The following is a 25,739-nucleotide window of genomic DNA, read 5'->3' on the forward strand; positions in this document are numbered from 1 at the left end:
ACCTGGCTTTAAATTAACAACTCCATTAAAAAAGGAGTATTTACAACCTCACCATACTTAAATACCTTAGAAAACATTCCTACACTAACACTAGTTGTCAATTTTTCCTTAGAATCAAATACTTGAGTCAAAACCTTATTTTCAGTAAACTCATAAAAAATCTCATAAGATAAGCCATCCAGAAGTTTAATCCCTATTTCCTTATTTAATGCCTGAGGCTTAGACTTATCTGTTATAACGTTAAACGGAGCATCTTTATAAATATCTATAAGATGGTATTTGCCTTGTTTGAGATACAATTTATAATACTCTAATGAATCAATAACTAGTTCATTATGAGTTCTTGTTTTTATTTCTGTTAAAATACTACCTACTTTTCCTGAAACACCTCCCCAATTAAATGAAATACTTGTATTAGCCGTAAAAAACGGATTCTGTTCGTTATCTATAGTTATTAACGAGTCTAACCTATAAATACTCTCCTTTCGTACATTAATAAAATAAGCAACAAGTAAAGCTGCACCAATACACAATAAAATTAATTTCCAAAGATTCAGTGCTTTAAATAAAAATCCTTTAAAATCAAAACCAACACCTTGTGAATCTCCTTCGCCTATATCTTCGTAATCCCTCATATATAATTAATTATAGTCTTGAATAAAGCAATACTGAAGTCGCCAATATTGATACTATAGACGCTATGGTTGTTAAACTAGAAACAGCTGTTTCACCTGTACCCATTGATTTCTGTTTCAATGGTTTTACATATATTATATCGTTAGGCTGTATATAATAATAGGGAGATTTCATAACATTTATATCTGTTAAATCTAAACTATGTATTTTTTGACCTTGAGGGTATTGCCTAATAATTAAAACATCCTTTTTATTCCCAGTTACAGGTATTTCTCCAACATTTGCGATAGCTTCGAAAATGTTAACGCGCTCCGAAAACAACACATTACTTCCTGGCGAACCAACTTCACCATTTGCTGTATAACGCAAACCTGCTAATTTAACAGTTACAAAAATATTTGCAGTTTCTTTAAATTGCTCATCGAGTAACTTTTTTTCAATTATCTTTTCAATTTCTTCGGTTGTAAAACCCAAAACGTTAATATAGCCTAAAGTTGGAATTCTAATATTCCCATGAACATCTACAGTAAAGCCATCAAAATAAGCACGTTCTGCACTACTAGCATTTAACTTCTCTTCTCCACTTGGGTTCAAAATAGCTACAGCTTCTTGGTCTATAGATTTAACTTTCACATTAAGAATATCATTAATCTGAATTCTATAAGGCTTCTGAACTTCACTCAGGTTATTTGGAATAGTATCATTAATTGAACTCCCTTTGTCTTGTAAATAAATAGTGTCCTTATGAGGAATACAGGACGAAACAATAACACAACTCAACACAATAATTAAAAGCTTAATACGCTTCATATGTACAATAAATCTTTAAAGACAAATATAATGTATCAATAGTAATATCAAAACTATTAGTATTCTTTTTGGTTTATTTCCGTTCTTTGTAAAAAAAACAGTTTGAATTACCTCAACGTCGAAAACATTTCTAAGTCTTTTGGAGAGCTTGTACTTTTCAAGGATTTATCATTTAGTATTCATAAAGATCAGAAAATTGCTTTTGTAGCTAAAAACGGAAGTGGAAAAACTTCTATTCTCAATATTTTAGCTGGAAAAGATTCTCCAGACGATGGTCAAATCGTCATTAGAAAAGGATTACGTTTAGCCTTTTTAGACCAAGAGCCCGATTTAGATCCTAATCTTACACTCGAAGAAACCATTTTCGCTTCAGACATCCCGATTTTAAAAATCATTGAAGCCTATGAACACGCCTTAAAAACCCCAGAAGATGCCGATGCTTATCAAAAAGCGTTCGAAGGAATGGATCGTCATAACGCGTGGGAATTCGAAACGCAATACCAACAGACCTTATCACAATTAAAGTTAGATGACCTCTCTGTAAAAGTGAGCACACTTTCTGGCGGACAGAAAAAACGTTTAGCCTTAGCACAAGCGCTATTGAGTAAACCTGATATTTTAATTCTCGATGAACCTACCAACCACCTCGATTTAGAAATGATCGAATGGTTAGAAGAATATTTTGCTAAAACACAACAAACACTATTCATGGTAACGCACGATCGGTACTTCTTAGAACGTGTGTGTAATGAAATTATAGAGTTAGATCACGGAGAATTACATACGTATAAAGGAAATTATTCATACTATTTAGAAAAGAAGGAAGCTAGAATAGAAAACCAAGCGACTGAAGTTGGCAAAGCCAAACAACTTTTCAAAAAAGAACTCGAATGGATGCGTCGCCAACCTAAAGCGCGTACCACAAAATCCAAAAGTAGAATTGACGATTTTTCTGAAATAAAATCCAAAGCGCACCAACGTCGAAACGACCATACAATCGAATTGGATATCAATATGGAACGCCTTGGTAGTAAAATCATAGAGTTTCACAAGGTCTCTAAAGCATTTAAAAACAAGACTATTTTAAAGGATTTTGAATACACCTTCAAAAAAGGTGAACGTATTGGTATTATTGGAAAAAACGGAACCGGAAAATCGACGTTTTTAAACCTTTTAACACAAAGCGCACAGCCAGATAGCGGCAAAGTTGTCTTGGGTGAAACCGTTAAAATTGGATATTATACACAGGGAGGTATTAAAGCTAAACCCAACCAAAAAGTTATTGATGTCATTAAAGAATTTGGCGAGTATATTCCATTAGCCAAAGGCCGTCAAATTAGTGCACAACAATTACTTGAAAAGTTTTTATTCGATAGAAAAAAACAATGGGACTTTGTAGAAAAACTAAGTGGTGGAGAACAAAAACGTCTGTATTTATGTACCGTTTTAATTCAGAATCCAAATGTGCTAATATTAGATGAGCCTACCAACGATTTAGATATTGTAACGCTCAATGTCCTCGAAGATTTCCTTATGGATTTCCCTGGAGTTCTACTTGTGGTTTCTCACGACCGTTATTTTATGGATAAAATTGTAGACCACATGTTTGTCTTTAGAGGAGAAGGTGTTGTAGATGATTTCCCTGGTAATTATTCAGATTTTAGAGCTTACGACAGCAGCCAACCAAAGCAAATTGAAATGGTAAAAAAGGTTGACAACACAAAAGCCGAAAAGCAAAATGAAGCCAACAAACTAGACTACAACGAACAAAAGGAATACAAAAACCTAACCTCTAAAATTAGAGCTTTAGAGTTAGACAAAGCAGCTATTGAAGCCAAATTCCTTAATCCAGAATTAACACAAGATGAGATTAGTAAGCTTTCAGAAAAACTACAAATTATTATAGATACTATAGAAGAAAAAGAAATGCGCTGGTTTGAATTGGCTGAGAAGTTGGAAAGTTAAAAGCCTCTAGTAAAGGCACAAGGCACTAAAGTAAGTAATGCTTTTTTTATTTGCCCCTTAGTATCTTTGAGAGAAAAAGAAACTCTAAAAACTATGAAACTCCGAAACTTTGAAATTTTGAAACTCCGAAACTCTGCCCCCTAAACGTGTACCCAATATTAGCATACATAAAATTCCTTTTAAGCGCCACCAATCAACATGGAGTCCACTCCCCTTTTATCTATAGTTTTGTCACAAAATGTCTTTATGATAAATCAAAATACAACGACTATTTTAAACTCAATCAGTATAGAGCAACCTTACAAGAATCAACCACCATTCTTAAAATAAAAGATTTGGGTGAAGGCTCAAAAACACTTGGTGCACATCAACGGGAGGTTCGTAAAATGATAAAAACCTCCAGTAGCTCTAAAAAAGAATCGAAACTTCTATATCGACTATCAAAATACTTCAATTTTAAACACGTTTTAGAATTAGGAACGTCTTTAGGAATGGGAACATATGCCTTATCATTAGCTAAACCATCGTCTCAAATTATAACTATTGAAGGGTGTCCTAATACCTCAACTTTTGCACAATCGCAACTTAAAATACTTGAAACTAAAAATATTGAATTTAAAATAGGAAACTTTAAAGAGGTTATTCCTGAATTAAAAAATAACACCTTCGATGTCATCTTCTTCGATGGTCATCATAACAGAGAAGCTACGATTCACTATTTTGAAGCCTTATTGCCAAAAATTCATAATGATACCGTTTTTGTTTTTGATGACATATATTGGTCTCAAGGCATGACTGAGGCCTGGACCTATATTAAAAACCATAATGCAGTAACGGTAACCGTAGACTGTTTCCACTTAGGTTTCGTTTTTTTCAGAAAAGAGCAAAAGAAAGAACATTTTAAAATTAGACTGTAACAAGCTAGTAACTTTAACGTCTTATAAAATAAATTACTGCAAAATCCATTATCTTGCAGTGCACTTAAGCAATTACACGATTTAGATTATGAGTAGCAACGTCATTGAGATTAGAAATATCATTAGAGATTTTAAATTAGGACAAGAAATTGTTCATGTACTAAAAGGTATCGATTTAGACATTAAACGTGGCGAATATGTTGCTATCATGGGACCATCTGGTTCTGGAAAATCAACATTAATGAATTTATTGGGGTGCTTAGATACCCCAACGTCAGGGTCCTATAATTTAAATGGTAATGACGTTAGTCAGATGTCTGACGATGAACTTGCAGATATTAGAAACAAGGAAATCGGATTTGTATTTCAAACCTTTAATTTGCTACCAAGAACCACCGCTTTAGACAATGTCGCTTTACCAATGATATATGCAGGCGCTTCTAAAAAAGAGCGTATAGAACGCGCTACAGAAGTATTAACAGACGTGGGCTTAGCAGACAGAATGGACCACAAACCCAATCAACTTTCTGGTGGACAACGACAACGTGTTGCTGTGGGAAGAGCCTTAGTAAACAAACCCTCAATTATATTAGCCGATGAACCTACTGGTAACCTAGATTCTAAAACAGGTACTGAAATCATGGGGTTATTTGATAAAATTCACGCAGCAGGAAACACTGTAATTATGGTAACACACGAAGAAGACATTGCAGCACACGCAAAACGGATTATTCGTCTACGCGATGGTGTTATTGAAAGTGATACATTTAATGCTTAGAGCGCTTCATTTATGAAAAAAGCATCCCATCTAATCGCAATAGGATTTCTAACAAGTCTATTCGCATTGGTATTTATTTTTTTCATTTCATCCTACGCCATTAAAGAAGGTAATGATGCCATATTCTATTTCCTGTTTATGCCTATCATCATTTTAATTATCGGTGTCATGATTTTTAGACATGGAATTCACCTTAAAAAAAATCACAACGCATAAACATTCCCATCAATGTCTAAAAAGAACCACAATACACCTCCTCGTAATAACATTCACCAATTAAATAAAAAACCTTAAGCCTCTAAAACTTTTATAACTCTAAGTATCCGCACCGCCACATCACCGCACCGCCGCATCACCACATCACCAAATCACCAAATCACCGCATCACCAAATCACCGCATAACCGCATCACCACATCACCGCATCACCGCATCACCACATCACCGCATCACCGCATCACCAAATCACCCCATCACCGCACCGCCACACAAAATTCCAACTGAAACAACAGCCTTCAAACCTAAATTCTTAACTTTACATTTCAAACATTAAACTTCAAACCTTGAAAGTATACACAAAAACAGGAGATAAAGGAACAACAGCGCTTTTCGGTGGCACAAGAGTTCCGAAGCACCATATAAGAATTGAAAGCTACGGCACCATTGACGAGCTCAACTCACACATCGGACTAATAAGAGATCAAGATATTGACCAATTGTATAAAAACACATTGATGGCTATTCAAGATCGACTATTTACCGTTGGCGCAATTTTAGCCACAGATCCGGAAAAAGCAACTCTAAAAAACGGTAAGGCTCGCTTAAATATTCCGAAAATAGCAACTGAAGACATTGAGAAATTAGAAAAGGAAATGGATCTTATGGAAGACAGCCTCCCGCCAATGACACACTTTGTTTTACCAGGCGGACACCAAACCGTGTCATTCTGTCACATAGCACGTACTGTATGCCGTAGAGCCGAACGTTTGGCCTCACACCTTAATGACTTAGAACCATTTCAACCCGAAACTTTAATGTATATCAATAGACTATCTGACTACCTTTTTGTATTGGCACGGAAGTTGTCACATGACTTACACGCAGAAGAAATCAAATGGATTCCTCAAAAGAATTCATAACCCTAAAGCTTTTAGATGGTGAATAATGCAATATTCCATCTAAACATGTTGAAAATTATACGTTCTTTTTATTAATGATTAAACATTTATAAGTGACATTTGAACAATTCAAAAACACATAAATATAAATGTTAGGTGAGACCCATAAATTAATTTATTTAAAATACAAACTAATTAATTTGATTTTTTCTTGAATTGTTCAACTAAAAAATTATTTTTGCAAAAATTAAATTACACACACAATTATGTATTGGACATTAGAATTAGCATCTTATTTAAGTGATGCACCTTGGCCGGCAACAAAAGATGAGCTTATCGACTACGCTATTAGAACAGGAGCTCCTTTAGAAGTAGTTGAAAATTTACAAGCAATAGAAGATGAAGGTGATTCTTATGATTCTATTGAAGAAATTTGGCCAGACTATCCAACTGACGAAGATTACCTCTGGAATGAGGATGAATATTAACATATAAAATTATCACAAAAAAGTCTCTTGCGTTATCATAACTGAGAGACTTTTTTATTTTCGGATGCTTTTTTTATCTGAGATAAAAGTCAAAAACCTACTCTGCCATAACACAGAGACTAAAAACAATAAGAACATCACGCTAAGTGATGGATATAAATTGTTTAAGGAGTTCCCTTGAAGGAACTTTAGAGATGTTATTTTTTTTAAATTAATGACACCAAGACAAACTAACTAAAATTAACAAAATAAGATTGATACAAATCAATCCGTAACAAACATCAAATTATGACATTTTTAGATAAGGTACTGAAAGTTTTTGTTGGAGATAAATCCAAACAAGACGTTAGTGCCATTAAACCTATTGTTGAAAAAATAAAAACGTTTGAAAAAGCTTTAGAAGCTTTATCACATGACGAACTTAGGGCAAAGACTGCTGAATTTAAAGCAAAGATTGCTGAAGCCAGGAAGCCTTTGCAAACCAAAAAGGATGACCTTTTAGCAAAAGCAAATGTTACTGAAGATATTGATGAGCGTGAAGACATCTATCTTGAGGTTGATAAAATTGATGATGATATTTACAATGTTACGGAAGACGTTTTAAACGATATTCTACCTGAAGCCTTTGCTGTGGTTAAAGAAACAGCTAAACGTTTTGTACACAACACACAAATCCGAGTAACAGCAAATGCTTTTGACCGTGAGATTTCTGGTGAACACGATTATGTTACCTTAGAAGGTGACCAAGCCATTTGGGCCAATTCTTGGGATGCTGCAGGTAAGCCAATTACTTGGGACATGATTCACTATGATGTTCAGCTAATTGGTGGTATTGCTATGCACCAAGGTAAAATTGCTGAGATGCAAACCGGTGAAGGAAAAACCTTAGTTGCAACACTTCCTGTATATTTAAATGCTTTAGCAGGTAAAGGAGTGCACTTAGTAACAGTTAACGATTACTTAGCTAAACGTGATAGCGCGTGGATGGCACCAATATTCCAATTTCATGGAATGAGTATTGACTGTATTGATTACCACCAACCCAACTCGGACGCACGTCGTAAAGCCTATAACGCAGATATTACATACGGAACTAATAATGAGTTTGGTTTTGATTACTTACGTGATAACATGGCACATTCGCCAGAAGATTTAGTACAACGTCCACACCATTATGCCATTGTCGATGAGGTCGATTCCGTATTGGTCGATGATGCACGTACTCCATTAATTATTTCGGGTCCTGTACCAAGAGGAGAAGAACACGAATTTGACGCGTTGAAACCTAAAGTTCAACAAATTGAAGAAGTACAACGCAAATATTTAGTTGGAGTTTTAGCTGAAGCTAAAAAATTGATTGCCGCAGGAGATACTAAAGAAGGTGGTTTCCAATTATTAAGAGCATATAGAGGTATTCCTAAAAATAAAGCCCTAATTAAGTTTTTATCTGAAGAAGGTGTAAAACAATTGCTTCAAAAAACGGAAAATTATTACATGCAAGATAACAATAGAGAAATGCCTAAAGTAGATGCAGAACTCTATTACGTTATTGATGAAAAAAATAACCAAGTTGAATTATCAGATAAAGGAGTTGAATTCTTATCTGGTGAAGATGATCCAGATTTCTTCGTACTACCAGAAATGGGTACAGAAATTGCTAAGATCGAAGCCATGGGCTTATCTTCTGAAGAGGAAGCAAACCTTAAAGAAGATTTATTTAGAGACTTCGGTATCAAATCAGAACGTATTCATACCTTAAACCAACTTTTAAAAGCTTACGCTTTATTTGAAAAAGACAATCAATATGTTGTAATGGACAACAAAGTTATGATTGTCGATGAGCAAACAGGTCGTATTATGGATGGACGTCGTTATTCAGACGGACTGCACCAAGCGATTGAAGCTAAAGAAAATGTAAAAATTGAAGCCGCTACACAAACCTTTGCAACCGTAACCCTTCAAAACTACTTTAGAATGTATCGTAAACTGTCTGGTATGACAGGTACTGCGGTTACAGAAGCTGGTGAACTTTGGGAAATCTATAAATTAGATGTTGTTGAAATTCCAACAAACAGACCAATCGCTAGAGATGATAGAGACGATTTAGTTTACAAAACAAAACGTGAAAAATACAATGCGGTTATCGATGAAGTTGTAAACCTTGCGAATGCAGGTCGCCCTGTACTTATTGGAACAACTAACGTTGAAATTTCAGAGCTTTTAGGTAAAATGTTAAGTATTCGTAAAATTGAGCATAACGTCTTAAACGCGAAACAACATAAAAAAGAAGCGGAAATCGTTGCACAAGCGGGTAATGCAGGACAAGTAACCATTGCAACCAACATGGCTGGTCGTGGTACCGATATTAAGTTAAGCGAAGAAGTTAAAAAAGCAGGTGGTTTAGCGATTGTAGGTACAGAACGTCACGATTCGCGTCGTGTAGACAGACAGTTACGTGGTAGAGCGGGGCGTCAAGGAGATCCAGGAAGTTCACAGTTCTATGTGTCTTTAGAAGATAACTTAATGCGTCTATTTGGGTCTGAGCGTATTGCGAAGATGATGGATAGAATGGGATTAAAAGAAGGTGAAGTAATTCAGCATTCAATGATCTCTAAGTCTATTGAGCGTGCTCAGAAAAAAGTAGAAGAGAACAATTTTGGTGTACGTAAGCGTTTATTAGAGTATGATGACGTTATGAACGCACAACGTGAAGTGATTTACAAGCGTCGTCGTAATGCCTTACATGGTGAACGTTTAAGAGTCGATTTAGCAAATATGATTTTTGATACTTCTGAAGGTATCGCTATCAACAATAAAGAAGCTAACGATTTTAAAAACTTTGAGTTTGAATTGATCCGTTACTTCTCAATGGCCTCTCCTATTTCTGAAGCTGATTTCGGAAAAATGAACGCCACTGATATTGCTGGTACTATTTATAAAGCAGCCTTTAAGCATTACAGAGAAAAAATGCAACGTGCTGCAGATTTAGCGTTTCCTGTCATTGAAAACGTATACGATACACAACGCGATAAGTTTAAACGTATCGTTGTACCTTTTACAGATGGAGTTAAGAATTTACAAGTTGTTACAGACTTACAAAAAGCATACGAAACTAAAGGGACACAGTTAATTAATGATTTTGAAAAGAACATTACATTAGCCATTGTAGATGACGCTTGGAAAGTACATTTACGTAAAATGGACGAATTAAAACAATCCGTTCAATTAGCCGTACACGAGCAAAAAGATCCGTTGTTAATTTATAAATTTGAGTCGTTTGAGCTATTTAAGGCTATGATTGACCAAGTGAATAAAGATGTGATTTCGTTCTTATTCAAAGGTGAAATTCCACAAGAAACATCTAACTCTATTCAAGAAGCAAAACAACGTAAACAAGAAAAATTAGAAACTCAAAAAGAAGAGATTCCTAATTTAGATGAACGTTCTTCTCAAAATAGAGCTGCAGGAGCCGGAGCATCACGTCAACAACAGCAAGTCGTTGAAACCATTACTAGAGATCAACCAAAAATTGGTCGTAATGATAAAGTGACGATTAAACATGTGATGAGTGGTGAAACCAAAGATGTTAAATACAAACAAGCCATTCCTTTAATTGAAAAAGGAGAATGGGTACTTGTTGAGTAACACAAATTCCTGCCGACGCAGGAATCTCAATAATAGAATTAAAAATCCTGATGTAACCCATCAGGATTTTTTTGTGATACACAAAACGTCACTTCTAGTGTTCCAACTTTTTTTTCGTTGTAACATATAGAGAAGTATCAAAACACAAAAAATCATATTGACCCAAATTCCTTAATCTCATTAGATTTTAGTAACTTGTAAAAACAACAATTCAATCCAAAAATCCACCAACCAACATGAAACACATCATCACAGCTATAATGTTCACAGGACTCTTAGTGTCTTGTAATTCATCAGACAAATCAAAAACAATAACGCAAGAGGCTGACTTAACAAAAACCACAACAGCACCAACAACAAACGAAACCAATACCACATTACAACCTATTGATACAGATGAAGCCTTAATTGCAACGGCATTAATGGCGGCTCCAGAAGCAAGTAGATCCAATTGTAAAGTTATTGGCTATAATATGGCAGGTGAATTTGTAACGCTAAAAGAAGGCGATAATGAATTTATTGTACTCGCGGATGACCCTAATAAAAACGGATTTAGTGCGGCCTGTTATCATAAAGATCTCGAACCGTTTATGGCAAGAGGACGCGCTTTAAAAGCCGAAGGAAAGAAACATCAAGAAATTTTTGATATCCGTGAAGCAGAAATGAAAGCTGGTAAATTTAAGATCACCTCCGGAGCGACATTACATATCTATTCTGGACCAAAAGCAGAGTACGATCCGACAACCACAGAAGTAGCTGGCGCAAAACTTCGTTATGTAGTGTATCTTCCTTGGGCTACGGCAGAATCTACAGGTTTACCAGAAGCACCAGTAGCTTCAAATCATCCTTGGATTATGAATCCTGGCACACATAGAGCACATATTATGATTTCACCATTAGCTGAAGACACTAAAGAATAGTTAAGTTTTACTAAAAATCAAAAATCCTGATGAAATCCATCAGGATTTTTTTTGTGAGATACCTAATGTCTCTTCAAATGTCCCAACGTCATTAATAAAACATACCAAGCAACAATTTCAATCGCAATGTCACTTCGCGTGAAATTCCTTTTCTGAAATTTCGTATTGAGAAGCTTTACAACACCAAAGGTTCTCAATACATTTCTTATCTATTCGATTCCCTAAAACTAACGGTATCCGTCATTTAATAGCGCAGTAAACTGACCCAAACCCCGCTCCTACACAATAGTGTAACACTTCAAATCAAAACAATATTTACCTAAAACAAACCTCTATTTCATAAAAAAACAAAAAATCTAAGATACAGGTTATAGCGCGGTTATGGCATCCTTAAAACAATCTTACAGCAAACTTACAGTATAAAAGAATCAGGTGAAGTCAACTTTAATACACACCTCTATAAATCACATAGTCCATTGTACTGGGGCAAATAATAAATTTATTATACAACTGTAGAAGACTTTCAATACTATAGGATGCTATGAAAAAATCTTCTTAACTTTACATTTGTGAGTTTTTGGAAAATCCAGACCTCAACATAAGGGGTTTTCAAGACATACGAATACTCATTTAGTTCTATAGAAATTCCTTTTTTAAAAATCCATTATGAAAAACATCATCTTTATTATCGGTTTAATGTTAACAAGCAATTTAATACAAGCACAAAAGACCATGACACCTGAGCTGTTATGGCAAGTAGAACGCCTTAACGTTATGGGTATTGACAGCGAAGGTTCAACCCTATTCTTCTCTGTAAAAACACCAAACATTAAAGAAAACAACTACGACTCTAAATACTTTAAAATGCCTATTGAAGGTGGTGATATGGTAGAAATAAAAGAGGAAGACGTTAGAGCTACCGACAAAAATGTATCAGCCGATGGCAATTATAAATTGTTTAATAATGAAGTTCATATTGAAGCTATTAAAGGATCTGATGTCTATAAGAATTTAGATAAATCGGATGTATATATTTTTTCTGATTTAGATATTCGCCATTGGGATACCTGGAGCGATGGTCGTTTTAACCACCTACTTTATAAAAAAATAGGATTAGAAGATGCCACAGGAATTGATATTATGCCTAATGAACCTTATCACACACCTCAAAAACCTTTTGGTGGTGATGAAGATTATATCTGGTCTCCAGACAGTAAAGCGATTTACTACGTTAGTAAAAAATTAAAAGGTAAAGCCTACGCTACGAGTACCAATACGGATATCTACAAATACAATCTAGACTCTAAAACCACTGAAAATATTACAGAAGACAATAAAGGATATGATACTAATCCGGCCTTTTCTTCTCAAGGAGCTTTGGCTTGGTTACAAATGAAAACCGATGGCTACGAAAGTGATAAGAACGATATCATTGTTTTAAATAACGGCATTAAGCAGAATTTAACCCAACAATGGGATGGCACAGTAAGAAGCTTTACATGGAGTAATGATGGTAAAACTATTTACTTTACAGCACCTGTTGCCGGCACCATTCAACTTTTTAAAGTGAATTATCCTGGAAAAAAGCGAATAGCGCCTATGGTAGAGCAACTTTCAGAAGGGCAATTTGATATCACAAGTATTATCGCTCAAAAAGACAAAACCTTATTGGTTACGAGAACGGACATGAATCATGCCGCTGATATTTTTAGTTTTAATCTAAAAAAGAAAACCTTTACCCAATTAACCAATATTAATAAAGACTTATATGATAGTGTTGCTTTACCTAAAGTAGAAAAACGCTACGTCACAACAACAGACGGCAAACAAATGTTGGTCTGGGTTATTTTACCTCCTAATTTTGATGCTTCAAAAAAATATCCAACACTATTATATGCGCAAGGTGGTCCGCAATCTCCATTATCTCAGTTTTATTCTTACCGTTGGAATTTTCAACTAATGGCGTCACAAGGCTATATTGTGGTGGCGCCTAACCGTCGTGGTATGCCAGGACATGGTGTCAAATGGAATGAAGACATTAGTGAAGATTGGGGTGGCCAAGTGATAGATGATTACCTTTCTGCAATTAATGCTATCGCAAAAGAACCCTACGTAGATAAAGACCGACTAGGTGCTATTGGTGCTAGTTTTGGAGGCTATTCTGTATTTTATTTAGCAGGAATGCATAATAATCGTTTTAAAACATTCATTGCTCACGATGGTGTTTTTGATACCAGATCTATGTATGGCACAACCGAAGAGTTATTCTTTGTAAACCATGATTTTGGTGGGCCGTATTGGGATAAAAATAATAAAGCTGCACAAAAAGCGTATAACGCCTTTAACCCAATTACTAAAGTATCTAAATGGAATACCCCTATTTTAATTATTCAAGGTGGAAAAGATTACAGAGTTCCTATTGAACAAGGCTTAAGCGCATACCAAGCCGCACAACTATTAGGCTTAAAAAGTAAATTACTCTATTTCCCTGAAGAAAATCATTGGGTATTAAAACCTCAAAATGCATTAATTTGGCAACACGAATTTTTTAAATGGTTAAAAGAAACCTTATAATGCTTCTTATCAGTTAAGCAGAAATTAAGTCTATTAAGAACTAACCAATATCAATAATGAGAAATATATTAGCAACCATAATTGGTTTTATTACAGCATCGGTAACCGTTTACATCATTGAAAACCTTATTGGTCATAATTTATTTCCTTTACCAGATGGAGCAGAGCCACTGAATATAAAATGGTTAAGTGACAACATGAATTTAATCCCTGTAGGAATGAAAATATGCGTTGTTATTGGACATTTTGTAGGTATTGTAATCGGCATGCTAGTAGCTGCTAAAATTTCTAAGCAAAGTAAAATCCCAAGTTACATTGTTGGTGTCTTAATGCTTGCTGCTACATTTTTTAATATCGTTATGCTACCAAAAGAACTCTGGTTTACGCTTTCGGATGGGCTACTTATAATTGTTGGTTTCTTTTTAGGGGATGTATTAAGCTCTAAAATCATCAATAAATCAAATAATTTATAAAACGTAAATACAAATGGGTATGCGTACTGTAAGATAATGGCGGCTAGTAATTGTATTTTTATGTCGTTTCAAATACCTCATCAATTCTTTTAATATGGCAGATAAAATAAGTTTAAAAGAGGCAATTTCTATTGGTATAGGAGGTATGGTTGGTGGAGGTATTTTTGCTGTTTTAGGATTAGCTGTATCTATTGCCCAAGGTGGCACACCTGTTGCCTTTTTATTTGCTGGTATTTTAGCTTTACTAACATCCTACAGCTATGTCAAACTATCTCAGCACTACCCAGATAGAGGAGGCACTGTGAAATTTATTAATCAGGGTTTTGGTATTACTGTCTTTAGCGGAGCCATCAATAATTTATTGTGGGTAAGTTATATTATAATGTTATCGCTATACGCTTCTGCTTTTGGATCTTATGCTCCTAATTTATTAATGCTAACGTCAAACACTATTGTCGACTTTCATATTTATGCCAGTGCCATCATCATTGTAGCAACAGCTATAAATTATTACAGTATTGCTATTGTTGGGAAAATAGAATCTTATGCCGTCATCATAAAACTAATTATTCTTATCGGTTTTATAGGTATTGGTGCTTATGGTCTCAAGGACAATCCCAATCTAGCGCAATTAGCCATTTCTAATTGGGAATCTCCTGTACAACTTTTCGCTGCAGGAATGGTAATTTTTGTAGCCTACGAAGGCTTTGAACTTATTGCGAATGCGGCTCCAGATATTGTAAATCCTGAAAAGAATATTCCTCGTGCGTATTATTACTCAGTGGTATTTGTAATTGCCTTATATATCATAATTGCTTTTGTCACTGTGGGCTCATTACCTTTTGATAAAATTGCAAAAGCAGAAGATTATGTTTTAGCGGAAGCAGCAAAACCTATGTTAGGACAAATAGGATTTACCATCATTACCATTGCGGCCCTAATCTCAACATTTTCGGCCATAAATGCATCCTTATATGGTGGCAGTCGTGTTAATTTTGAAATTGCAGAAGATGATGAATTACCTCATCACTTCACCTCTAAACTTTGGAACCAACCTATCGGCTTACTCATTACAGCTATTTCGACGTTAATTTTAGTAAACATTTTAGATTTAGAAAGTATATCAACCGCAGGAAGCGTTGGATTTATCCTCATTTTTGGCATTGTGAATTGGGTCGGATTCAAAAAGTCTAAAGACACTAATAGTAACAAAATAATTCCACTCGTAGCCTGTATCCTTTGTGTATTAGCCTTGGTGATTTTAATCAATCAACAGTATAAATCGAATCTCACAGGTGTACTTGTTTCTGCTGCAGTTATTGGTTCGTGTTTTATTGCGGAATGGATGTTTAAAACCTATGAAAAGCGAAGAAAAAGCTAATACAACTTTAAAAGCAAATTAGGGTCTGGACAGTTTTCTTTATAAAAAGTTAAATCAAGTTGATTACTGACTCCTGGATAATCTCCACTAAATTCTTGAATATCCTTTATAATTTGAAAATGTAAATGTGGTGGATAATCACCATTAACCTCAGTCGTTCCAAGTGTTGCGATTTGATCTCCTTGGGTTACTTCTACACCAACGTCCAGGTTTTGAATCGAAGCCAAACTTAAATGCCCATACAAGGTATAAAATTCAACACCTTCAATATGATGTTTTAAAATAATCGTTGGTCCATAATCTCCGTGATTGGTATTGTTTTTAAAACTATGAATCATTCCATTTAGAGGAGCAAAAATTGGTGTATGGGCTTCTATCCACAAATCCATACCTAAGTGAATATTGCGTTCTTCCTCAGGGTTTTGTTGAGTAAAATACGTGCTGCGTTGGTAAATTCCACGCTTTTCCAAATAACCTCCATAAGCAATTTTACCATAATTCCTTTTAATACGATTCCAAATAAAGTGTTCTAAATCTTCCGAAGAAGACACGTTAACGATTTTTAATTCCGGATTATGAATAGATAAATTGAGTGTAATAAAATCGTTGGAAGTAATATTAGAGTCAAACAACGAATGTGGTTTGAGTGATTTAATAAATGTTTCGAAAGTAAGAAATGACATAAAAACAAAATTTCCATAAAAATAGAAAATCTATCTCACGGAAAACTGAATGTGAGTTTTAATAATAAATTTAAAATCGAAGATTCGTCGTCGTCAATGAACAATTAGGTTTCGACTGCGTTCAATCTAACATTATAATTACGCTTTAATTAATAATCACATTACTAAACTTAGCATTCACCATAATATTTCGGTTCGAACGTTGTCCTTCAGGATAATTGCGAAGCGTCTTTTGTGTTGTTGCTTTATTATTGTACTTAGAACGGTTGCCTTTAAAATAAAGGGTATAATCTATATCTTTTGGCAAATTAATAAGCGCATCACTGTTTTCTAAAACCAAATTGAGATTTTTAAAAGTGGCACTTAAATTGGAAATCGTTAAATCGCCAAAACTCCCATTAATAATAGCCGTATCTATTAAATTACCTACGGTTATATTAGACGACTTAGAATTCAGTACTAAATTTTGAGCGGTTTTAATCTGCGCTTTATCCACAAAATTGAGATTTAAAGTCCCCAAATTCCAAGTATTCACCATTACCGGAGAATAGGATACATTGATGGAAGTCTCGCTTCCATCAATGTTCTCTGCTACTAAGAATGAATGTGAAATATCACCTTTCATATTGTGTATTACAGATGATATTTTTAATTCACCATGTCTAATATTAGTCTTGAGTTTAGCTTTCTTAGGTATTTTAATTTTAATCACCTTTTTTACTTTGCTATTATTTCCTGACTCTAATCGCTTCACCAAAATAGACGCTCTTTTATCTGCCAAATATTCATGTCTTTTAGCAAGTGCTTCCTGTCGTTTCTCTAGTGACTCTCCACTCTTTTCCATGGCTTCAGCACGTTCCTCTATTTGTTTTGCTAAATTTTCTCCCCAAGCTTCCATTTTTTCTTCCCATTCTTTCCCAAATTTTTCACCAAATTCTTCACCCCATTTTTCCATATCTTTACCGTACTTTTCACCAAATTTCTCACCCCATTTCTCTATCTCTTTGGCCCAGTTCCCTTCAAAACGCTCACCGTACTGTTCTCCCCATTTTCGCATTTTTTCTTGGTATCCTGACTCACCAAATTTCCGTGCCCAGTCTTCCATCTTTTTCTGAAATTCTTTACCCCCCTTCTTTTCATACTTTTTACTCCATTCTGCTAAGTAGTTTTCACCATCTTTTTGATATTTATCATAATCAAATTCTATAGTCGTAATTCCTTTTGGTAATGTTGGCAATTTTGGCATCGCAGGCATTTCTGGCATCTCTGGCAACATTGGTATTTCTACCAGTTCTGGTAACATTGGCATGATAGGCATAACAGGCATCTCGGGCAATTCAATTAACTCATACTCTAATTCTTTTAAGGCATTAGAATATTCTGAATACGGAAATAGACTCGAACTACTTCCTCCTGTTGAAGATATAAGCACACTGTTACTAGACCCTTCTACTTTTAAATTCCAATGTTCTAAAGCTTGTTTTAATTCGGTTTCAGATAATTTATCTCCTTCAATATAAGCTTCAATTTCCACAACATCTTTATTCCAAGTGTCGATCTCTATTTCAACGTTGCTCATATTTAAATCTATCACAACATCTTTATTCACTTTGATAGATTGTGATGTTTTACTCATTTTTTTCTGTGCATAACCAAAAGAGGTTAATAGACACATGATTAAAATTCTAATTGTCTTCATAATTCTTGATTTTTAGAAATACCCCGTTCACCTGAGTAAAATCTGTTCGTTTTTTGATTAAATTGATTGATTGATTGATTGATTGATTGATTTTATAATACTTTGGCTATCCCTAGAAGAGTACCATTTTAAACACTTTCTTGTGCAAATGCATCGTCGTTAAACTCTTTTAGTTTTTCCTTAAGGCGTTTCACTAAATTGAGTCTAAATTTTAAGTTATCAATTAGCGCATCTAATGTTGCGTCATTAGGTCCATTAGCATTCAACTCAATGGTTAGCGTCTTATATTCATCATTTAACTCTTTCAACCGTTCAACATATCCATCAAATAACTCTTTATTTTCTGGTGTGAGTTGCACTTTAGACAATTCTAAATTGATACTAGCGAGATAATAGTCTTCCACTTTTTTTAAATCTGGAGACACGTCACCTAAGGATTTTATTTTAGCATGTACCACCTTAATTGGTTCTACTGACTCTGGAGAAACATAAAAATACTGATAGCTACCAAAACTTAACCCTAGCAACACAACTACAGTTGCTGCAATATTTAAAACTCCAAATCTGTATGTTGATTTTCGTTGCTTTGGAAACTCACTCTCCAGTTTTTTAAGAAAACGCTCTTCATGTCCATCAGACATTGTTGCTTGCTGATCTTTGGAGTCTTCTTCAAATAAATTTCTAAGATCTTGTGCCATTTTTTTCTAATTTTAAAACGTCCTTTAATTTTTGTTTTCCACGTGATAATTGTGTTCTTGATGCAACTTCCGAAATATTTAAAATTTCAGATATTTCTTTATGATCGTAACCTTCCATTAAATACAATAACACCACATATTTATACTTTTCAGATAGTGTTTCTATTGCAGTTTTCACATCTTCAACAGTGATGCCGTCATCAATAGTCCAATCTGTTTCATAAGCCTTATCAATCACACTCAAATGATTTACTTCTAACGCAACTAAACGCTGTTTTTTAGATTTTAAAACATCGATACATCTATTGATAACAATGCGTTTTAACCAAGCGCCAAAACTAACTTCGGCTTTAAAATCTTCTAATTTGGAAAATGCTTTTATAAAGGCTTCCTGTACTATATCCTCGGCCTCCATTCTATCTTTTACAAATCGAAGTGCTACGATTAGCATACCATTACAGTATTGATTATACAATTGCATTTGCGCTTGTCTATCATTCTGCTTGCATTTTTCAACAATATGAATTGGAAACGTGCTGATTTTGGTTTGGTTTTTTGATTGATTACATATTAAAGACGACGCAAAGTTTGAAGTGTTGCAAGAATCTTTAAAATATTTTAAATTTTATAAGATTTATATAAAATTCAAGGTTTGACATCTATAAAGTTATGGAATTCAATTATCTTTAAATCTTGAATGCATAAGTTTGCATTTTATTTTTTTAACCTATTATATTTTTAGAGTAACAGCTATGTTAAAACGCCTCCTTATCATCTTATCTATTTTAGCTTTAGGCTTGCTTTTATATTCCGCATTTGTTGAAAATATTTTCTCACCACCTTTAAGTCCTAAGGATACTGCTGAAATCTCACTTAACGATTTAACCCTTAAAGTAGAATACAACAGACCTTCAAAACGCGATCGTGAAATTTTTGGTGCCTTAGTTCCGTTTGATAAAGTTTGGAGAACAGGTGCAAATGAGGCAACAACATTTGAAACCAATCAAACCTTAATGATTGATGGCATAACATTAAAAAAAGGAAAATATACTATTTGGACTGTCCCTATGAAAGATGCTTGGAAAGTAATGTTTAATTCTAAACAATACGATTGGGGAGTTAACGAAAAAATGGAACCAATGTGGGATCCAAATTATGATGCTCTTGAGTTGCTTGTTCCTGCCCAAAAATTAGATGTTACTGTAGAACGCTTTACCATTGCTTTTGATAATAAAACAGGGCATTTAAAATTAACCATGGCTTGGGACAATACTTTAATTGAAGTTCCTATAGAGGTTAAAGCGATAAAAACAAAGAACTAAATTGATTGCAAATTGGCAAAGGAAAACAAGACATACAAATCTGCTTTGCATGAGCAAGATGGCGTAGAATCCCCAAATAGCTTAAGTTCTAAAGTTGCCAAAATCATAAAAGCCAATCGTAAGAAAACCATCTCGGTTAATGATTTAGTTTCTGGGATTATCTCAGGAAATATAACGGCTTTAAGCAGAGCTATTACCTTAATTGAAAGTACAAATCCTTCACATTCTAAAAAAGCAAACGATATTATTACTAAGTGTTTGCCCTATGCTAACAAATCAATTCGGATAGGAATAACAGGTGTTCCCGGCGTAGGAAAAAGCACCTTTATTGAAGCTTTCGGAATTCACCTTACGTCCTTAGAAAAAAAAGTAGCCGTTTTAGCTGTAGATCCTAGTAGTAGCTTAAGCCAAGGAAGTATTTTGGGAGATAAAACCCGAATGGAAGATTTGGTAAAAAACGAAAATGCTTTTATAAGGCCTTCGCCTTCAGGAAATTCTTTAGGTGGTGTAGCCAGAAAAACACGTGAAACGATTATTTTGTGTGAAGCCGCTGGTTTTGATACCATTATTATTGAAACGGTTGGTGTTGGACAAAGTGAAACGGCCGTGCATGGCATGGTAGATTTCTTTTTATTATTAAAATTAGCTGGCGCTGGTGACGAACTTCAAGGTATTAAACGCGGCATTATAGAAATGGCCGATGCTATTGTAATTAACAAAGCTGATGGTGACAATTTAAAAGCCGCCAAAATGGCGAAAGTAGAATTCAATAGAGCTTTACATTTATATCCGGCTAAAGCTTCCGAATGGTCACCAAAGGTGTCCTTATGTAGCGCCCTTAAACGTGAAGGTATTTCAGAAATTTGGAATATGATTGAAACGTATATTGAAACCACATCAAAAAATCAATACTTTCAAAATAATAGAAATAATCAAAATAAATTTTGGTTACTTCAAACTATTGAAGACCGGCTAAAGTCTAATTTCTACAACGCCACTAAAATTAAAACAGAACTACCAGAGCAAATTAAACTTGTTGAAGCTGGAAAAAGAACTCCATTTGTAGCTGCCGAGTACCTGCTTTCCCTTTAATTGATGCTTGAATAACCACCAAATAATGAAACAAACTGAAATAATTCTAAGTATAGCGATACTTTCATTAATGGCATTGCGATTATTCTTCACGTACTCATATGCCGCTTTACTTATTACAATATTGACCTTACTATTATCAATGCTCTATTTTGTATTTAGCTTTGGACTTTTAAATCAAATAAGATTTAGAAATTTATTTCAATCGCAATCCTACAAAGGCATTAGCATATTACGAATCATAGGTACCGTTGGCACTGGGTTTGTATTATCTTTAGTTTCAATCAGTATATTATTCAAATTTCAAAGATGGCCTTATAGTAGTATAAATTTATTGATTGGATTATCGAGTCTATTACCAATAGTTGCAATTGTAGTGGTTAAATACTTTAAACAGAAATCGCCTTTTTACAAAGCACTTTTAATTCGACTGTCTATAGTTTTAGGTATTGGAACACTCTTCTTTTTTACAAAATCAGAAACATTATTAGAACTGAAATTTAGAGATTTTCCAGAGTATATTGAAGCCGTAAAGAATGAGATAAAAGACCCAGAGAACTTAGAAGTACAGCAAATAACAGACAAAGAACGACTGAAAATGGAATCCTCAGAGTGATACTGTTTACTTTAAATCATAAGACTTTCTCCATAACACAAAAAAACGATATTTTTGTCCCGACAAAGCAATATAGCGCATGACGTATCAATTCACTATCATAGTTCCCGTTTATAATGAAGAAGAAAATTTAGAACGTGTAGAATCGGAACTTTTAAAATATCTCAAAATAGCAACGGTAACAACGTCAATACTCTTTGTAAATGATGGTTCTAGTGACAATAGTCAGGCCTTAATAGAAGCCATATGCCAGCGTAATGCTGCTTTTGAGTATATCTTATTTAAAGAGAATAGAGGTTTAAGTGCGGCTATAAAAGCAGGTTTTGACCACGTCGATTCTGAATTAGTTGGTTATATAGACTCTGATTTACAAACCGCACCTGAAGACTTTAATGTGCTTTTACAGCATATAGATTCTTATGAATTGGTTACAGGAGTACGCTCTAACCGAAAAGATTCCTTTGTTAAGAATATGTCGTCTAAAATTGCCAACGGAATACGTCGCGCTTTTACACACGACGGTATGGACGATACAGGTTGTCCTCTTAAAGTCATAAGAACGGATTATGCTAAACGCATTCCTATGTTTAGAGGTTTGCATCGCTTTTTACCTGCAATGATTATGCTGCAACAAGGACGTGTAACACAAATTACTGTACAACATTTTCCTAGAATGGCTGGCACAGCAAAATTTGGACTTTGGAACAGACTGCTTGGGCCTTTAATGGATTGTTTTGCTTATTTGTGGATGAAGAAAAAGTATATCAACTACGAAATCGAAAAATCTAGTAAACACAATCTCTAATTTGAAAGACTGGATAATTTACAGCATTGGATTCTTAGCCCAGATTTTATTTTCTTCTCGGCTTATTATACAGTGGATCACTTCAGAAAAGCAACGAAAAGTAATCACCCCAAAAACATTTTGGACACTGAGCTTAATCGCTTCTTTTTTATTATTTATCTATGGTTATTTACGCTTAGACTTTGCTATTATGTTAGGCCAAAGTTTAACCTATTTCATATATATCCGGAATTTACAACTACAAGGACAATGGCAGAAATTCCCAAAAATAGTCCAGTATTTACTTTTTATTGTACCTATTTTAATTGTAATATTTTATTATAACAACAATAAAATAGATATCGACTTACTCTTTCAAAATGCCGATATCCCAACTTGGTTATTAGTTTTAGGCATTGTAGCACAAGTCATTTTTACTTTGCGTTTTGTATATCAATGGATTCATTCTGAACGCCAAAAAGAATCGACTTTACCAATGGGGTTTTGGGTTTTAAGTTTAATTGGTGCTGGTTTAATTTTAACCTATGCTATTATCAGAGAAGATCCAGTGTTGTTTGTTGGCCATTTATTTGGTTTAGTGATATATGCTCGTAACGCTTATTTAATTCGAAAGACCAATGATTAAGTTCGTAGAAAAACATCCTATCCTTAGCCTTTTACTTTTTGTAATTGTAATGCTTGGTTTTACAATCGATGCAATTCCGGTAACCATCATGGAAGCCCGAAATTTTATTTCCGCAAGAGAAATGTTAACTGATAACAACTGGATTTTAACCACTATGAATGGTGAAGCACGTTATCAGAAACCACCGCTACCAACATGGATTACAGCTGTTTTTGGTTATTTATTTAGTATAAAATCGGTTTTAGCTTTACGTTGGCCTGCACTACTCTTTTTAGCGAGTATCGGGATTTCGACCTATTTATTATCAAAAAAGTTAGAGTTAACAAAATCGCATAGTTTAATTAATGGCTTTATTGCACTGACCTCTTTTTATATCATTGGTATCATCGTTGAAGCACCTTGGGACATTTACACACACGGTTTAATGTTAATGGCATTATATCAGTTATTTCTAATGTTTCAAACTGAAAAAACCACAATTCTAAGAAGTTTATTATTTGTGCTGTTTTTGGCTGGTTCTATTTTATCAAAAGGTCCCGTATCACTATATGTACTTTTCTTACCTTTTGTTATTGCCTATGGAATTGCGTTTAAATTTAAAGGTGGAAGTCTTCATTTTTTAAAACTATTTAGCCTTTTAGTCTTCGGAGTTGTATTAGGTGGTTGGTGGTATCTTCACGTAAGAGTTGCAGATCCTGAAACGTTTACCGCTATTGCACAACGTGAAACGTCTAATTGGCACAGTTATAATGTGAGACCGTTTTACTATTACTGGAGCTTCTTTATTCAGAGTGGCTTATGGACCATTCCGGCATTTATCAGTTTGCTATATCCTTATTTAAAAACTAAGGTAACTCACCTAAAAGCTTATCGTTTCAGTTTCTTTTGGACCATTTTAGCGGTCATTTTATTATCACTTATTCCAGAAAAAAAATCGCGTTATTTAATGCCCGTATTAATTCCGCTAGCCTTAAATATTGGATTTTATATTGAATATTTAACGCGTGAATTCAAGAATTTAAAGTCGAAAAAAGAAACTTTCCCTGTGTATTTTCAATTTGGCCTTATTGGAACTATTGCACTACTGTTTTGGATCGCAGGTTTCTTTTTAGCCCCATCATTATCAGGAATTACTTGGCTAAGGTTTATAGTTACTAGTATGGTACTGGCAACTATTGGCGGCTTCATTTTTAAGCATTTAAAAGCAAAAAACATAAAAACCACATTTTACTTGGCAATTGCATTCATGCTTAGTTTTGGGCTTTTAGCATTGCCACTAGCAACCATACAACCTCAAGAGAATTACAAACCCCTTTCTGAACTAACACCTGAAATACCACTTTATACTTTAGATGGTATTTCGCCTGAAGCTATCTATAATTATGGTTATAAAATTCCGCGGATTAAAATTGAAGAAGGCCTAGTTCTTCCAGAAGAAAAGCAATTCAGAGTATTAACATCTTCAACAAAACCTGAAGCTATTGATGAATTAGCCAAGCTATATACTATTGAATTTATTGGGACTTATGATTTAAATTTTTCAGATAGAGCATATAAATCGCGTTTAGTCAATCAGCTTTATCAACTCACTAGAAAATAACCACAAGGGTTTAAAATTACCTTACATACCTCTTAAAAAGAAAATTGTAAAGCTTATAAAACCCAAAACCCGCTAAAACACCAAAAGTTAAACCACATATAATATCTAGCGGATAATGTACACCTACATAAATACGACTATAGGCGACAATAAAACTCCAAATAAGCAATAAGATTAATAAGTTTTTGAAATAAGGTTTTAAAAGTAAGCCAGCAAAAATAGCGACTGCCATAGAATTAGAAGCATGTCCTGAGAAAAAGCCATACTTACCACATCGTGGTGCTACAAAGCGCATAATATCTTTAACCCCTTCTGCTCTACACGGTCTAGGACGCTGAAATGAATCTTTAAATACATTAGTAATTTGGTCCGTAAATGTCACCATTGCCGCTATAACTAACACCATCAATACAACCGCTTTCCAACCGAGTTTTTTATAAATTAAAAACAGCAAAAAAGCATATAAAGGAATAGATGATAATTTATTGGTTATAACCAACCATAAACCATCCCAAGTTTCAGACCCTAGATTATTGAGGTATAAAAAAAGTGCTTTATCGTACGCTAAAAGTTGTTCTAACATTACTCGTCGTATCTTGCGATTTCTCTATCGTAAAAGTCTGTAGCTTGCTGAATGTAATTTTCAGTTTCAGTCTCCAATTCTTTTTCATCGTGCTGATCGAACTCTTCAAACCATTCCACTTCATCATTTTCAAGATTAATAATAAAACGTGGAAATTCTGTATGTATTATAAATATAGCATTAGGATAATCGGTATTATCTCCTAATATAAATTTTGGTAATTCCATTCTTTTTTGATTTTATTTCAGACGACTAGAAGCCTCTTAACTTATGTTACAAATATATAGATTTTGATTGAGCTCTTCGTTTAAT

The 25,739-nt window shown here is 34.3% G+C and carries 25 protein-coding genes; 17 read left to right on the forward strand and 8 right to left on the reverse strand.

Translation table 11 applies throughout. From position 1 onward, the window contains the following. Positions 1–8: 8 nt before the first annotated feature. Positions 9–635, reverse strand: a complete 627-nt coding sequence (locus tag ACXGSQ_RS16795) for a hypothetical protein (RefSeq protein ID WP_458627297.1) — start codon at positions 633–635, stop codon at positions 9–11. Between the two features lie 10 nt (positions 636–645). After that, positions 646–1,446 carry a polysaccharide biosynthesis/export family protein gene (locus tag ACXGSQ_RS16800; protein ID WP_344714978.1) on the reverse strand — a complete coding sequence of 267 codons (801 nt, stop codon included), beginning with the start codon at positions 1,444–1,446 and terminating at the stop codon, positions 646–648. Positions 1,447–1,548: 102 nt separating this feature from the next. Here ACXGSQ_RS16800 and ACXGSQ_RS16805 point away from each other — a divergent pair, with 102 nt between their 5' ends. The 11 genes from ACXGSQ_RS16805 (at position 1,549) to ACXGSQ_RS16855 (ending at position 15,704) form a co-directional block, all read left to right on the forward strand. Further along, a complete protein-coding gene (locus ACXGSQ_RS16805; RefSeq protein WP_458627298.1) occupies positions 1,549–3,411 on the forward strand; it encodes an ABC-F family ATP-binding cassette domain-containing protein in 1,863 nt (620 codons plus the stop codon). A gap of 146 nt (positions 3,412–3,557) precedes the next feature. Beyond that, complete coding sequence (locus ACXGSQ_RS16810) at positions 3,558–4,328, forward strand: O-methyltransferase (RefSeq protein ID WP_458627299.1); 771 nt, start codon at positions 3,558–3,560, stop codon at positions 4,326–4,328. Between the two features lie 88 nt (positions 4,329–4,416). Then, entirely contained in the window at positions 4,417–5,106 is a 690-nt protein-coding gene (locus ACXGSQ_RS16815) for an ABC transporter ATP-binding protein (protein WP_458627300.1), read from the forward strand. Between the two features lie 12 nt (positions 5,107–5,118). Then, on the forward strand, positions 5,119–5,322 hold the full coding sequence (locus ACXGSQ_RS16820; RefSeq protein ID WP_458627301.1) for a hypothetical protein: 204 nt from the start codon (positions 5,119–5,121) through the stop codon (positions 5,320–5,322). Between the two features lie 346 nt (positions 5,323–5,668). Further along, on the forward strand, positions 5,669–6,244 hold the full coding sequence (locus ACXGSQ_RS16825; RefSeq protein ID WP_458627302.1) for a cob(I)yrinic acid a,c-diamide adenosyltransferase: 576 nt from the start codon (positions 5,669–5,671) through the stop codon (positions 6,242–6,244). Positions 6,245–6,489: 245 nt separating this feature from the next. Further along, complete coding sequence (locus tag ACXGSQ_RS16830; RefSeq protein WP_008272287.1) at positions 6,490–6,711, forward strand: DUF2795 domain-containing protein; 222 nt, start codon at positions 6,490–6,492, stop codon at positions 6,709–6,711. Between the two features lie 288 nt (positions 6,712–6,999). Next, on the forward strand, positions 7,000–10,356 hold the full coding sequence (secA, locus tag ACXGSQ_RS16835) for a preprotein translocase subunit SecA (protein WP_458627303.1): 3,357 nt from the start codon (positions 7,000–7,002) through the stop codon (positions 10,354–10,356). A 236-nt stretch (positions 10,357–10,592) separates the two neighbouring features. After that, a complete protein-coding gene (locus ACXGSQ_RS16840; RefSeq protein ID WP_458627304.1) occupies positions 10,593–11,276 on the forward strand; it encodes a hypothetical protein in 684 nt (227 codons plus the stop codon). Between the two features lie 666 nt (positions 11,277–11,942). Further along, positions 11,943–13,850 (forward strand): S9 family peptidase, encoded by a 1,908-nt coding sequence (locus ACXGSQ_RS16845; RefSeq protein WP_458627305.1) that lies wholly within the window; start codon positions 11,943–11,945, stop codon positions 13,848–13,850. 56 nt (positions 13,851–13,906) lie between these two features. Then, the gene (locus ACXGSQ_RS16850) at positions 13,907–14,323 is read left to right on the forward strand and encodes a hypothetical protein (protein ID WP_458627306.1); all 417 of its coding nucleotides are present in this window, start codon (positions 13,907–13,909) and stop codon (positions 14,321–14,323) included. Between the two features lie 94 nt (positions 14,324–14,417). After that, the gene (locus ACXGSQ_RS16855) at positions 14,418–15,704 is read left to right on the forward strand and encodes an APC family permease (protein ID WP_458627307.1); all 1,287 of its coding nucleotides are present in this window, start codon (positions 14,418–14,420) and stop codon (positions 15,702–15,704) included. Here ACXGSQ_RS16855 and ACXGSQ_RS16860 read toward each other — a convergent pair. From ACXGSQ_RS16860 to ACXGSQ_RS16875, 4 genes are all read right to left on the reverse strand, one after another. Next, positions 15,701–16,387, reverse strand: coding sequence for a peptidoglycan DD-metalloendopeptidase family protein (locus ACXGSQ_RS16860; protein ID WP_458627308.1), 687 nt, complete (start codon positions 16,385–16,387; stop codon positions 15,701–15,703). The two genes, ACXGSQ_RS16855 and ACXGSQ_RS16860, sit on opposite strands and share 4 nt — an antisense overlap. 145 nt (positions 16,388–16,532) lie before the next feature. Beyond that, the gene (locus ACXGSQ_RS16865; RefSeq protein ID WP_458627309.1) at positions 16,533–18,086 is read right to left on the reverse strand and encodes a hypothetical protein; all 1,554 of its coding nucleotides are present in this window, start codon (positions 18,084–18,086) and stop codon (positions 16,533–16,535) included. Between the two features lie 128 nt (positions 18,087–18,214). Then, on the reverse strand, positions 18,215–18,784 hold the full coding sequence (locus ACXGSQ_RS16870; RefSeq protein WP_458627310.1) for a hypothetical protein: 570 nt from the start codon (positions 18,782–18,784) through the stop codon (positions 18,215–18,217). Next, positions 18,768–19,355, reverse strand: a complete 588-nt coding sequence (locus ACXGSQ_RS16875) for an RNA polymerase sigma factor (RefSeq protein WP_458629376.1) — start codon at positions 19,353–19,355, stop codon at positions 18,768–18,770. The genes ACXGSQ_RS16870 and ACXGSQ_RS16875 overlap by 17 nt, the downstream gene beginning before the upstream one ends. Before the next feature lie 181 nt (positions 19,356–19,536). Between ACXGSQ_RS16875 and ACXGSQ_RS16880 the strand changes: the two genes are divergently transcribed. The 6 genes from ACXGSQ_RS16880 (at position 19,537) to ACXGSQ_RS16905 (ending at position 24,844) form a co-directional block, all read left to right on the forward strand. Continuing rightward, positions 19,537–20,106: a DUF2911 domain-containing protein gene (locus ACXGSQ_RS16880; RefSeq protein ID WP_458627311.1), complete on the forward strand. Its 570-nt coding sequence runs from the start codon at positions 19,537–19,539 to the stop codon at positions 20,104–20,106. 12 nt (positions 20,107–20,118) lie between these two features. After that, positions 20,119–21,198 carry a methylmalonyl Co-A mutase-associated GTPase MeaB gene (meaB, locus tag ACXGSQ_RS16885; RefSeq protein ID WP_458627312.1) on the forward strand — a complete coding sequence of 360 codons (1,080 nt, stop codon included), beginning with the start codon at positions 20,119–20,121 and terminating at the stop codon, positions 21,196–21,198. Positions 21,199–21,223: 25 nt separating this feature from the next. Beyond that, positions 21,224–21,814: a hypothetical protein gene (locus tag ACXGSQ_RS16890; protein ID WP_458627313.1), complete on the forward strand. Its 591-nt coding sequence runs from the start codon at positions 21,224–21,226 to the stop codon at positions 21,812–21,814. Between the two features lie 79 nt (positions 21,815–21,893). Further along, positions 21,894–22,619 carry a glycosyltransferase family 2 protein gene (locus ACXGSQ_RS16895; RefSeq protein ID WP_458627314.1) on the forward strand — a complete coding sequence of 242 codons (726 nt, stop codon included), beginning with the start codon at positions 21,894–21,896 and terminating at the stop codon, positions 22,617–22,619. Position 22,620: 1 nt separating this feature from the next. Continuing rightward, a complete protein-coding gene (locus ACXGSQ_RS16900) occupies positions 22,621–23,244 on the forward strand; it encodes a lipid-A-disaccharide synthase N-terminal domain-containing protein (protein ID WP_458627315.1) in 624 nt (207 codons plus the stop codon). Beyond that, positions 23,237–24,844 carry an ArnT family glycosyltransferase gene (locus ACXGSQ_RS16905; RefSeq protein WP_458627316.1) on the forward strand — a complete coding sequence of 536 codons (1,608 nt, stop codon included), beginning with the start codon at positions 23,237–23,239 and terminating at the stop codon, positions 24,842–24,844. Before ACXGSQ_RS16900 ends, ACXGSQ_RS16905 begins: the two co-directional genes overlap by 8 nt. Before the next feature lie 16 nt (positions 24,845–24,860). On the opposite strand, the gene ACXGSQ_RS16910 is transcribed toward ACXGSQ_RS16905, so the two are convergent. Next, positions 24,861–25,427, reverse strand: coding sequence for a phosphatase PAP2 family protein (locus ACXGSQ_RS16910; protein ID WP_458627317.1), 567 nt, complete (start codon positions 25,425–25,427; stop codon positions 24,861–24,863). Next, positions 25,427–25,654 (reverse strand): hypothetical protein, encoded by a 228-nt coding sequence (locus ACXGSQ_RS16915; protein WP_215924224.1) that lies wholly within the window; start codon positions 25,652–25,654, stop codon positions 25,427–25,429. Before ACXGSQ_RS16915 ends, ACXGSQ_RS16910 begins: the two co-directional genes overlap by 1 nt. Positions 25,655–25,739 lie beyond the last annotated feature (85 nt).

Source organism: Winogradskyella sp. PC D3.3 (assembly GCF_054366245.1).